Annotated in this window: 10 protein-coding genes and 1 pseudogene; 7 read left to right on the top strand and 4 right to left on the bottom strand. The window is 33.6% G+C overall.

Going from position 1 to position 12886, the window contains the following annotated elements; translation table 11 throughout:
- The first annotated feature begins 106 nt into the window (after positions 1 to 106).
- The 5 genes from AB8B52_RS06365 (at position 107) to AB8B52_RS06345 (ending at position 8183) form a co-directional block, all read left to right on the top strand.
- The gene (locus AB8B52_RS06365) at positions 107 to 895 is read left to right on the top strand and encodes a DUF3108 domain-containing protein (RefSeq protein WP_406026336.1); all 789 of its coding nucleotides are present in this window, start codon (positions 107 to 109) and stop codon (positions 893 to 895) included.
- A 13-nt stretch (positions 896 to 908) separates the two neighbouring features.
- Positions 909 to 1841 (top strand): tryptophan 2,3-dioxygenase family protein, encoded by a 933-nt coding sequence (locus tag AB8B52_RS06360; RefSeq protein ID WP_406026334.1) that lies wholly within the window; start codon positions 909 to 911, stop codon positions 1839 to 1841.
- A 12-nt stretch (positions 1842 to 1853) separates the two neighbouring features.
- On the top strand, positions 1854 to 3170 hold the full coding sequence (locus tag AB8B52_RS06355; protein ID WP_406026332.1) for a peptidoglycan DD-metalloendopeptidase family protein: 1317 nt from the start codon (positions 1854 to 1856) through the stop codon (positions 3168 to 3170).
- Positions 3170 to 4816 carry a glucose-6-phosphate isomerase gene (gene pgi, locus AB8B52_RS06350; protein WP_406026330.1) on the top strand — a complete coding sequence of 549 codons (1647 nt, stop codon included), beginning with the start codon at positions 3170 to 3172 and terminating at the stop codon, positions 4814 to 4816. Before AB8B52_RS06355 ends, pgi begins: the two co-directional genes overlap by 1 nt.
- Positions 4817 to 4979: 163 nt before the next feature.
- Positions 4980 to 8183, top strand: coding sequence for a carboxypeptidase regulatory-like domain-containing protein (locus AB8B52_RS06345; protein WP_406026328.1), 3204 nt, complete (start codon positions 4980 to 4982; stop codon positions 8181 to 8183).
- Positions 8184 to 8269: 86 nt separating this feature from the next.
- Here the strand turns inward: AB8B52_RS06345 and gldD are convergent, their stop codons facing one another.
- The 4 genes from gldD to mutY all read right to left on the bottom strand — a co-directional run bounded on the left by gldD (position 8270) and on the right by mutY (position 11845).
- Positions 8270 to 8839, bottom strand: a complete 570-nt coding sequence (gene gldD / locus AB8B52_RS06340) for a gliding motility lipoprotein GldD (RefSeq protein ID WP_406026326.1) — start codon at positions 8837 to 8839, stop codon at positions 8270 to 8272.
- A gap of 94 nt (positions 8840 to 8933) precedes the next feature.
- Positions 8934 to 10247, bottom strand: a complete 1314-nt coding sequence (locus tag AB8B52_RS06335) for a gliding motility-associated protein GldE (protein WP_406026324.1) — start codon at positions 10245 to 10247, stop codon at positions 8934 to 8936.
- A gap of 20 nt (positions 10248 to 10267) precedes the next feature.
- The gene (locus AB8B52_RS06330; protein ID WP_406026322.1) at positions 10268 to 10720 is read right to left on the bottom strand and encodes a single-stranded DNA-binding protein; all 453 of its coding nucleotides are present in this window, start codon (positions 10718 to 10720) and stop codon (positions 10268 to 10270) included.
- Positions 10721 to 10804: 84 nt separating this feature from the next.
- A complete protein-coding gene (mutY, locus tag AB8B52_RS06325) occupies positions 10805 to 11845 on the bottom strand; it encodes an A/G-specific adenine glycosylase (protein ID WP_406026320.1) in 1041 nt (346 codons plus the stop codon).
- 134 nt (positions 11846 to 11979) lie between these two features.
- On the opposite strand from mutY, the gene AB8B52_RS06320 reads away from it, so the two are divergent.
- Complete coding sequence (locus AB8B52_RS06320) at positions 11980 to 12270, top strand: HU family DNA-binding protein (RefSeq protein ID WP_008270198.1); 291 nt, start codon at positions 11980 to 11982, stop codon at positions 12268 to 12270.
- Between the two features lie 305 nt (positions 12271 to 12575).
- Positions 12576 to 12886 (top strand): annotated as a pseudogene (locus tag AB8B52_RS06315) (ribonuclease E/G); the annotation flags it as partial.

The raw sequence follows: 12886 nt of genomic DNA, 5'->3' as shown, positions 1-12886 counted from the left end.
TTCACTGAAAAAGCAACAGGTCTTAGATTTTTGGAATAGTAATTGTATTTAAGATAATTGTAACACAAAAAATGCGTTACATTATTTACATTTACAACAACAGATTATGAAATATTTATTTACCGCCATATTATTTTTTGTAGGGTTTCAATCTTCAAACATTGAAAAGCAATCTGCTTTTCAGGAAGGTGAGTGGTTTAAATTTGAAATGAGTTACAGCGGACTTGTAAAAGCAGGAAACGCAACACTATCTCTAAAAGAAACCAATTTAGACGGAAAAGGAGTGTACCATGTGGTAGGAAAAGGTTGGACCACAGGCGCGATTAAATGGATGTTTAAAGTTAAGGACCGTTACGAAAGTTATTTTGATAAAGAAACAGGTGCACCTTATAAATTTATTAGAAAAATAGATGAAGGTGGACATACAAAAGACATCGAAATTAATTTTGATCACGAAAAAAAACTCGCTGAGGTTACTGATAAAAAGCGCAAGGAGGTAAAGTCAATTGCTACTGAGCAAGGGGTTCAAGATATGGTTTCTATGTATTATCATTTAAGAAACAACATTGATATTTCAGCTTTAAAACAAGGTGACGAAATACAAACATTAATGTTTTTTGATGAAGAAAACTATGGTTTCAAACTTAAATATTTAGGTAGAGAAACTATTGAAGTCGATGTCAACGGATCAGAGGTAAATGTAAAAACACTTAAGTTTAGACCTTATGTTATGGCTGGCCGTGTGTTTAAAGAAGAAGAAAGTTTAACCCTTTGGGTTAGTGCAGATAAAAATAAAATTCCTTTAAGAATTAAAGCAGATTTAGCAGTAGGTTCACTTCGTGCAGATTTGGTAGAGTTTAAAGGCTTAAAACATTCCTTTCAAATAGAATTCTAAGAGTAACCACCATATGTCAGACCAACCAAACTACGATGATATTATTAAATCTCTAGAAGAGAAATACATAAAAATAGACCAAGATACAGACGATCATTTATATGGCTTGCTTTACAGTAAGCCAATTACATATTGGGATTATATACAAACAGATGCCCTTCTAAATTTACAGATTCAACGCACCACGCTTCCAGATGAAATGGTATTTATTGCGTACCATCAAATTAACGAGTTACTTTTTAAGATGATCCTTTGGGAAATGTCTCAGGTTGCTGAAAAGGAAAATTTAGATGTTGTGTTTTTCGAAAGTAAACTCATGCGCATCAGTCGTTATTTCGATATGTTATCCACTTCTTTCAATATTATGAGAGAAGGCATGGATGTGGAACAGTATATGAAGTTTAGATACACGCTAACTCCAGCAAGTGGTTTTCAAAGTGCGCAGTATCGTTTTATTGAGTTTGCATCTACCGAACTGATTAATCTTATCGATTATCGCTTCAGAAAAAATATTGATAGAGACACACCTTTTACGCATGCTTTTGAACATTTGTATTGGCAAGCCGCAGGAAAAGATCATAAAACAGGAAAGAAATCCACACTTTTAGTTAATTTTGAAAAACGCTATAAGGATGAGTTTTTAAGGTTTATGGAAACCTACAATACTAAAAATCTTTGGACGCGTTTTAAAGAGCTACCCGAAAAAGATCAGAAAGACAAAGAGCTTGTAAAAGCCATGCGTCATTACGATTATACGGTTAACGTGAGTTGGGTTATGGCACATTACAATGCTGCAAAACATTATATTGATAGTGGTATTGGAGATGGTGAAGCCACAGGAGGTAGCGATTGGAAAAAATACATGCATCCAAAATACCAGAAACGTATTTTCTTTCCGGAATTATGGAGTGCAGAAGAATTAGAAAATTGGGGAAATAATTTATAATTAGCTTAATTAATGCATTTAAAACCACTAGTCGCAGCAATACTAATTGCTGTAAGTATTTTGGCTTGTAAAGAAGATAATTCGGCTGAAGTCGCCTACGAAAAAGAACTTGCCGAAATTGTTGAAGAAGAAAAAATAATTGAGTTTGGTTTTAATCTAGACAACTATGAATTTAAACGAGACACCATTAAAAAAGGTGATACGTTTGGTGTCATTTTAGAACGAAATAATATAGGATATCCAAAAATTTATCAGATTGCAGAAAAAGCAAAAGATACCTTCGATATTAGAAAACTTCAAATAGGTAAACCATATACCTTACTTTTTCCTAAAGAACGACAAGGCGATAGCATTCAGAAACCAACCACATTTATTTATCAAAATAATTTAGAAGACTATGTGGTGATCAATTTTAAAGATTCTATTAAAGCTTACACCCGAACAAAACCTATTTCATATATAGAAAAAACAGCTACAGGAATTATAGAAAGTAGTATTTCTGAAACGCTTCAAGATAAAGGCTTAAGTCAAAAGTTAGCTCATAAAATGGCTGATGAAATTTATGCTTGGACGATTGATTTTAGACGACTGCAAAAAGGAGACCGTTTCAAAGTAATATACACTGATAAATACATTGATGACTCTATTTATGCAGGTGTTCACAATGTAAAAGCAGCGTATTTTGAACATAATGGCGATTCATTATATGCGTTTCAATTTGAAACCGATTCCATCAAGAGAATACAAGATTACTTTAACGAAGATGCTAAAAACTTAAGACGTGCGTTTTTAAAAGCACCTGTACAATTTAGTAGAATTTCGTCGCGTTACAACCTTAAAAGGCGTATTGCAGTTTACGGTTATAAGGTACGTCCTCATAAAGGGACTGATTTTGCCGCACCAATAAATACGCCAATTATGGCGACGGCTAATGGAACCGTTACCGAATCTACAAGACGTGGAGGAAATGGCAAATATGTAAAAATTAGGCACAATGATACTTACAGCACGCAGTACTTGCATATGAGTAAACAAGCGGTAAAGAAAGGCCAGTTTGTAAAGCAAGGAGATATTATTGGTTATGTGGGCATGACAGGCAACACAGGCGGACCTCACGTCTGTTATCGTTTCTGGAAAAATGGACGACAAGTAGATCCATTTAAGCAAAAATTACCAGAAGCTAAACCAATTTCCGATAGTTTAAAAGTGAAATTTTTAGAGCATATTAAGCCCATAAAACAAAGACTAGATAATATTTTCTTTTTAGAGGCAGAACCTAAAGAATTAGAAAATACAATAACCGAAGACCCAAATAGAGATATAAGATAATGGCATTAAAAGCAACCAACCCAACGACCACAGCAGCGTGGAAAAAATTACACGCACATTTTGAAACTTTAAAATCTGCGCATTTAAAAGATTTATTTCAGTCAGATGCCCAACGTGCAAATGATTTAACGGTAAAATGGGAAGATTTTTATGTCGATTTTTCTAAAAACAGAATTACCAAAGAAACATTAGCCATTTTAACTGAATTAGCTAGTGAACTCGATTTAAAAGATGCGATTTCAAAATATTTTGAAGGTGATATCATTAATGCTACTGAAGGACGCGCTGTTCTGCATACGGCCTTAAGAGCTCCAAAAGATGCTGCGGTTCTTTTTGAAGGTGAAAATGTCATTCCAGAAATACATCAGGTTAAGAAAAAAATCGAAAATTTTACAAATTCAGTTGTTAATGGCGATCACAAAGGGCATTCAGGCAAAGCCATTACAGATGTGGTAAATATTGGTATTGGAGGTTCAGATCTTGGACCTGCCATGGTTGTAGATGCACTTCAGTATTACAAAAATCATTTAAATACGCATTTTGTGAGTAATGTGGATGGTGACCACTATCAAGAAGTGATAAAAAAATTAAATCCAGAAACGACCCTTTTTGTCATTGTTTCAAAAACGTTTACCACACAAGAAACCTTATCTAATGCCAACTCTATAAGAGCCTGGTTTTTAGAGTCGCAACCAAAGGAAGCCGTTTCTAAACATTTTGTTGCGGTTTCTACCAATATTGACAGTGTAAAAAACTTTGGTATTGATGAAACCAACATTTTTCCTATGAAAGATTGGGTTGGAGGTCGTTTTTCTTTATGGAGTGCTGTAGGTCTTTCTATAAGTTTAGCTTTGGGTTATAAACATTTTGAAAGTTTACTAGATGGAGCGCACAAAATGGATGTCCATTTTAAAACCGCAGATTTTAGTGAAAATATTCCCGTAATCTCAGCCTTGTTAACCGTTTGGTATAACAATTTTTTCCAGTCTGAAAGTGAAGCCATCATTCCATATACACAATATTTAAATCAGTTTGCGACCTATTTGCAGCAAGGCATTATGGAAAGTAACGGAAAGAGTGTAGATAGAGATGGAAATTCAGTAAACTATCAAACCGGAACTTTAATTTGGGGAGAGCCAGGTACCAATTCACAACATGCTTTTTTTCAATTGATACATCAAGGTACTAAATTGATTCCAACGGACTTTATTGGTTATGTAGAATCTTTGTATGGTAATAAAGACCATCACGATAAGCTAATGTCTAATTACTTTGCACAAACCGAAGCCTTAATGAATGGTAAAACGGAAGCTGAAGTAAGGTCAGAATTTAATGCATCGGAATTGTCCAAAGAAGCTATTGAAACGCTCGTACCATTCAAAGTATTTGAAGGCAACAAACCTACAACGTCACTATTAATTCAAAAATTGACTCCAGAAAGTTTAGGAAAACTCATTGCCATGTACGAGCATAAAATCTTTGTACAAGGGATTGTTTGGAATATCTATAGTTACGACCAATTTGGTGTTGAATTAGGAAAGCAATTAGCTAAATCCATACTAACAGAGTTAAAAGAAGAGGCTCCACATTCAAGTCATGATGCATCTACCGAAAAATTAATAGCATTCTACAAGAAGAATAACTAGAAATTGTGAAAATTATTCTCATAATTTAGTTATTTATAACTAAATCTTATGAAAATCATAATTATTATTAATATGTTAAGAATCTTAACATTTAGGTAATGCTACAGCCGTAGTAATATGTAATTTTGCATTAATAAATAAAACCAATTAATTGTAATTTTATATGAAAAAATTTAATCAATTTTTATTTGCAGCTGTATTGACGATGTTCTCTATGGTGGCGTTTGCTCAGGGTGTGACTACAGCATCTATAAATGGGCAAGTAACAGAGGCTTCTGGTAGTGCTTTACCAGGTGCAAACATAGTAGCAGTACACACTCCGTCGGGTACTACTTATGGTGCAGTTACGGATTTCGATGGTTACTACAGAATTTCAAACATGAGAACAGGTGGTCCTTACACTGTAACAATTTCTTATGTTGGATTTAAAGAATCTAAGGACGAGGCTGTTTTTCTTGGTCTTGGTGAATCTAAAAGAATAAGTGTCGCTCTTTCTGAGGATGCTAGTGTTCTTGATGAAGTTGTTATTACAGCACAAGCTAATAGTATTTTTGATGCAGGTAAAACTGGTGCAGAAACGAGAGTATCTCAAAGACAAGTAAATACTTTACCGTCTTTATCTAGAAACATTGCTGATTTTGCAAGATTAACTCCACAGGCAAAAATAACTGGTGATGATGTCATTTCTATTGCAGGTCAAAACAACAGATACAACGCTATTTATATTGATGGTGCTGTAAATAATGATGTTTTTGGTTTAGCAGGTAACGGAACTAATGGTGGGCAAACAGGCGTGAGTCCAATATCTTTAGATGCTATTGAATCTTTTCAAGTTAATGTGGCACCTTTTGATGTAAGACAATCTGGTTTTGCTGGTGGTAGTATTAGTGCTATTACAAAATCTGGTACGAACACATTTACAGGATCTGCTTATACGTTTCTTAGAAATCAAGATTTAGCAGGAAAAACACCTGTTGATTTAGCTGGTGAAGATGCTAGAGAAAAATTAGATGAATTTGCAGCCAACATTTATGGTGTCCGTTTAGGTGGTCCAATTATTGAAAACAAGTTGTTTTTCTTTGTAAATTATGAAAGAGAAGATCAAGAAACTCCACAGCCTTTTAATATTGACTCATATAGAGGTGATGCTACGGCTGAAGATCTAGGTACCTTAACTAATTTTTTATCTACAAATTATGGGTATGATGCAGGTGGATTTGCTAATAACACATCTTCTTTAGTGAGTGATAAATTAATTGCAAAATTAGATTGGAATATTAATGATAACAATACATTATCATTAAAGCATAGTTATGTAAAGGCTGTTCAGTTAAATGCAAGAGCGTCTAACACAGGAAGTATTAATTTCTTTAATAGAGCCATAAACTTTGAGTCTATTACAAACTCAACGGCTTTAGAATTAAATACAAGAATAGGAAACAAGTTTGCTAATAATTTAGTAGTTGGTTTTACTACGGTTAATGATGATAGAGGTCCTGAGGGGAATCCATTTCCGTCAGTACAAATTTTTGATGCCGCTGGTACATCAATATTCTTTGGTTCTGAGCCTTTTTCAACATCTAATTTATTAGAGCAACGCGTCATTACGTTAACAAACAATTTTGAGATTTATTCAGGAAAGCATACCATTACAATTGGTACTAATAATGAATTTTCATCTGCTAATAATGTGTTCTTTAGACAAAATTTTGGAGATTACAGATTTAATAATTTAGATGCTTTTTATGCAGGTACACCAAATAGATACCGTCATGGGTATTCATTAATAGGAGGAAGTGGAGATGATTCTCAAGGAGCCGCTGAGTTCGATTTATTTCAATTTGGATTATATGTTCAAGATGAAGTTAACGTTTCTGAAAACTTTAAATTAACTGCAGGTTTAAGAATCGATATTCCTTATTGGGAAGATGGTACCGAAAACGAAGATTTCAATACACGTACTGTAGAGCTTTTAGAAAATGCAGGTAAAGATTTACAAGGTGCTAGAGTAGGACAAGGTATTGATGCTAATGTTCATATTTCTCCAAGAGTTGGTTTCAACTGGGATGTTAATGGTAAAAAATCGACTCAAGTTCGTGGTGGTCTTGGTATCTTCACATCAAGAGTGCCTTTAGTATGGCCTGGTGGAACTTACAATAACAATGGTGTTACAACTGGGTTTATACAGTTAACTGGTTCAAATGCACCAGAATTTAATCCAAACCCTAATACGCAATTTCAAGATCCGGCTCAAGGCAGTGGAAGTTTAGGTGGACAGATCGATTTATTTGCTAAAGATTTTATGTTACCACAAGTATTCAAAACGAATATTGCTGTAGATCAGAAATTACCTGGTGGATTTACATTATCAGCTGATTTTATTTGGAATGATAATATCACAGCTGTAATATATGAAAACTTAAATGTAGCTGGTCCTCAGTTTGATACTACAGGTGCAGGATCTAGACCAAATTACGGTTTCCAATCTATTGATAATACATATAGCGATATTTATTTAGGCTCTAATACTGGTGCTGGTAGTTCTTATAACATAGCAGCTACGCTATCTAAAAACTTTATTACTAATAAATTTGATATTAGATCGGCAGTAACCTATTCTTATGGTGAAGCAGATGGTATTTTAGATGGTACAAGTTCACAAAACAGTTCGCAATGGAGAAATTTAGAAACAGTTAATGGTTCTAACGCTCCAGATTTATCTGTATCTGATTTCTCTCCAGGACACCGTATTTTAGCAAACTCTACATTTGAGTTTAAATGGACTGAAAACATTAAAACGAGAATTGGTTTGTTTTATGAAGGGGCAGAAGGTTCTCCATTAAGTTATGTTTATAATGGTGATGGTTTATTAGCTGATACAGGTTCTGATTCTGCATTAATCTTTGTACCAAGTAATGAAGCACAAGCACAATTAGTGGACAACGGAGATGTAACTGCTGCAGCACAATGGGCAGCTTTAGATGCTTATATTGAAGGAAACGATTATTTAAGATCACGTAGAGGTCAATTTGCAGAAAGAAATGCAGACCGTTCTGATTGGAGCCATATTATTGATTTAAAGTTTGCTCAAGAATTTGGTATTACTTTTGGTAAAAAAGTACACAGATTTGAAGTAACAGCAGACATTTTTAACTTTACTAATCTTTTAAATAAAGAATGGGGAGTTAGAACATTCGCTAACTTTGGTCAAGTACAGTTGTTAGATTTCGAAGGTTTTGGAGCTGACGGTACAACACCTGAATTTACGTTTGATGAAAGATCTGGTGAAACAACAAACATCATTGATGATTCTGGTTTACAATCATCAAGATGGCAAATGCAAGTTGGTTTAAGATATACATTCTAAAACAAACTTGTAATATCACATAAATGTAAAATGCCTATCAAAATTTTTGATAGGCATTTTTTTATACGCTTAAATGAAATTATATATTATTCCTGCCAACGTACCGTTTCCATAATGCGCTTAATATCTTTTTTAAGGTATTCTGAAGCTGGGTAAATAGAATCGTAATTCGGTTTTGCATAGAAGTACAAAGAGCCACTTAAAAAGTGATTAATACTATCTGTAACGTAAAATTGCGATTGTGATGCTGCGTCGCCTCCTATTTCGTAAAGCATGCCGTAAACCTTGGCTTCTTTATTTTCAAAAGGAATATTAAAAATTTCATCAGCCTTAATGGTATGCTTTTGCGTTAAGTTTTGAGCGTCTCTTAGCAAATCATTTAAATTACCATCTTTAACTTCTTTATAGGTTAAATAAATTGTTGCTTTTAATGACGGATAATTAATGTTAACACCTTTCATATCGGCAGACGATGTAACAGACTTTATACGTTCAGAAAGTTGGTTCTTTTCAAAAGAAAATGGTAATGGAACAGGTGCTTTTGTATAAACAGGACTCGGATATTCTAATCTTAAATATCCTTTTGGTTTTGGTAACGGATCGTCTCCACAGCTTAACATTAATACACTTAAAATTGGTAGAATTATTTTTTTCATCTGATGCTCAATTTACTTGGGATGAATTAATTTCAGTAACTATTTCCCACAAAAGTGAGAATCTTTTTAATTATGCGTCTAAAATATAACGAATTTAAACTTCTAATAAGGTTAATTTAATTTGTTTGATGCGCTTACGTTCTAAAGCCTCTACTGTAAAAACGTAATTTTCAAAATTTATTTTACTACCGATTCTCGGAAAGCCTCCTGAAATTTCTAAAACAAAACCAGCTAAGGTTTCGGCTTCTCCTTTCTTAGCTTCAAAAAGTTCCGCATCTTCGGTAATACCAACAATTTTATAAACATCTTTTAAAGGTGTTTTGCCTTCAAAGCTATAGTTATTATGATCTAATTTTGTGTAAACTAAATCTTCATCGTCATACTCGTCACTAATATCACCTACAATTTCTTCAATTATATCTTCGAGAGATACCAAGCCTGAGGTGCCTCCATATTCGTCAACAACTACAGCGAGATGTACTTTTTTGGTTTGAAATTCCACCATTAAATCATCTAACTTTTTGTTTTCTGGTACAAAAAACGGCTCACGTAAAATGGTCGTCCAATCGAATGTTTTTTTGTTTAAATGTGGTAATAAATCTTTGACGTAAAGCACGCCTTTTATGGTATCTATATTTTCTTCGTAAACCGGAATTCTAGAATAGCCATTGCTAATAATATCTTTTATAATCGTTTCATAAGCAGTATTGATGCTTAAGGCGAATAAATCCATTCGTGGTCGCATCACTTGTTTTGTATCTGTATTTCCGAAGGATACGATGCCTTGTAGTAGTTTTTGTTCCTCTTTAGTCGTGTCTTCATCATTGGTAAGCTCTAAGGCCTGGGATAATTGATCGACACTTAGATTAGACCGTTGTTTCCCAAATTTATTATGAATTTGAATCGTTACAAAACGCATCGGCAAGCTTATCGGTGAAAACAAAACATCTAAAACTTTAAGCGGTCTGGCCATAAATGACGAAAACTTTACACTATTTCTACTCGCATAAATTTTAGGAATAATCTCTCCGAATAACAAGATGAGAAAGGTGGCCGAAACCACTTCAACTAAAAATCTAAAAAGACTGTTTGTAATACTACTAAAAACGGTTTCACCGATGTAAGCGAATAATAAAACAATAGCAATATTTATAAAATTATTAGCAACCAATATGGTGGCCAATAATTTTTTAGGACGTTCTAAAAGTGTTGCAATAATCTGTATGGCAGCAGATTTACTTTCTAATCCTTCATCTAAATTAGACTTCGTTAAAGAAAATACAGCCACTTCAGCACCAGAAATTAATGCAGAACACAGCAATAATACAATGAGTACAACAATACTAGAGATGAATGAGGTATTGGTAATGAGTAAATTTGAAATTAAAACCGTGGGTTCTGGGTCCAAAATAAGGTGAGATTAAATAGTTAAAAAGGCAAATCGTCATCGCCTTCATTCACCATATTATTAGGTGCAGCTGTTGGCGTTTGTGGATTAGCTTTTGGTGTCTGTGGTTGCGTTTGTTGTGATTTTTGTTGATCGGTTTTTGGTGTTAAAAACGTAAATTCATCGCACTGTATTTCTGTAGAATAACGCTCCATTCCTTTATCATCCGTCCATTTTCTACTTTTTATGCGTCCTTCAATATAAACCTTATCACCTTTAGATAGGTATTTTTCACAAATTTCAGCCGCTTTGTTTCTTACCACAATATTATGCCATTCCGTATTAGTAATACGCTCATTCGTTTGCTTACTTACATAAGATTCACTAGTAGCAATTGGAAAACGACCAACACAGTTCTTATCATCAAAATAATGCATTTTAACTTCGTCACCTAAGTTTCCTATAAGCATTACTTTATTTAATGTTCCAGACATAATATTAATATTTAGAGGGTAAAGTTAGTCTTTTGCCCAGTTACTACTTTAAAAGTAATAAAAAAATGTGATTTTATTAAACTTCTAAAAACCGAATTGGTCTATAAAATCGCTTATAAGTATCGGAGCAGGATATTTTGTAAGAGATTTAATAGAAATAGCTGTTTCAGGAAGTGCATCAACTTCAATAATCCAGAATTTGGTATTAAGGTGTTGGTGCGATAATTTGTGTACAATATCTTGCTCGTTATATAAGGAGTAATCGGACGTCGTAGTTTCTGGAATAACAGTCTTTAAATCGAGTAGATGAAATTCATCATGGCTTAAACTTCTTTCAGATTCAATTAAAGGGAATTGATAAAGATTTTGCCAGATGCCTTTACCAGACCGTTTTTCAAAAAGAATTTGTTTGTTATGATCGATACACACTAAAAAGTTAAAGTATTTTTTAGTCACTTTCGTTTTCTTCAATTTTACAGGCAGTGTATCTACTAAATTCTTTTGAAGGGCAACACAGCCAGTGGAGAGCGGACAAATATTACAATCCGGATTTTTCGGTTTGCATTGTATGGCACCAAATTCCATAATGGCCTGATTGTAAGTGGCTGGTTGTTTTTTATCGATTAAGCTTGAAGCTAAAGTTTTAAATTCTTTTATTCCAGAAGTGGAGTTGATAGGCGTGTTAATTCCGAAAAAACGCGATAGCACTCTATAAACGTTGCCATCAACAACTGCAGCAACTTCATTAAAGGCAAAAGAGGCAATGGCACTTGCGGTATAATCACCAACACCTTTTAGGTTTATTAAATCTTTATAAGTATTAGGAAAGATACCATTAAGATCTGTAGCTATGTATTTTGCTGTGGTATGAAGGTTTCTGGCTCTTGAGTAATAACCCAGTCCTTGCCATAGTTTTAAAACAGATTCTTCAGAGGCATTTGCTAAGTCAAATACTGTAGGATATTGCTTCACAAAAGCCATGTAATAAGGCAAGCCTTGTTTTACTTGTGTTTGCTGTAAAATAATTTCTGAGAGCCAAATGTAATATGGGTTTTCGGTTGATCTCCAAGGTAATGCTCTTTTATGTTCTGAATACCAGTTAATTAGTTTATGTTTGAAATCCATTTGAGGTTTTAAGTAAAAAAGCAAAATTAATTGTTTATTGTGTTAAATTTTAATTAATTACGTTTGAACAATTGAAATTAAATTACCTATATTTGCAAACCCTTAAAAGAATAGTAACCCTAAAACTAGTAATAATGACAAAAGCCGATTTGGTAGCAAAAATATCTGACAAGTTAGGTATTGAAAAAGGAGACGTACAAGCAACTGTAGAAACCTTTATGGAAGAAGTAAAAACATCTTTAGAAAGCGGAGATAACGTTTATTTAAGAGGTTTTGGAAGTTTCATCATTAAAACAAGAGCTGAAAAAACAGGTCGTAATATTTCAAAAAATACTACAATAAAAATTCCAGCACACAACATACCAGCTTTTAAGCCTGCTAAAGTCTTTTTAGAAGGAGTGAAATCTAATGTTGAAGTAAACTAAAAGCATTTAAACGAAAATATTAACTAAAAAGCATTATTTATTATGCCAAGTGGTAAGAAAAGAAAAAGACACAAGGTAGCGACGCACAAGCGTAAGAAACGTAGACGCGCTAATCGTCACAAAAAGAAATAAATTGTTAAAAGTAGTTTTAGAACTACTTTTTTCAGTTTTAAAGAAACGTTCTTTGATATAGAATCTAGAGTATTTAATAGAGTGCGTCTAGATTTGCTGGATATTACATCCTGTGTCAAATAATTTAGTAGAATCCATCTAACTCAATGAAGAGCTAGATATAAATTAACATTATGAACAAAGAATTAATCGTAAGATCGAGTTCAGATATTGTTGATTTTGCCTTATTAAAAGATGGAAAACTTATTGAATTACACAAAGACGAAGAGGATAACGACTTTGCGGTCGGTGATATTTTTATCGCCAAGATTCGCAAGGTTATGCCTGGTCTAAACGCTGCGTTTGTTAACGTAGGGTATGAGAAAGATGGTTTTTTACACTATCACGATCTAGGACCGCAATTACCTTCATTTTTAAAATTCATTAAACGTGTAAGCACAGGGAAATTAAGAGATTATTCTCTAAAGGACTTTCCAATAGAAAA

The sequence above is a fragment of the Winogradskyella sp. genome, from assembly GCF_045105575.1.
Taxonomy (GTDB): Bacteria; Bacteroidota; Bacteroidia; order Flavobacteriales; family Flavobacteriaceae; genus Winogradskyella.
This window is presented reverse-complemented; position numbering and strand designations above follow the sequence as displayed.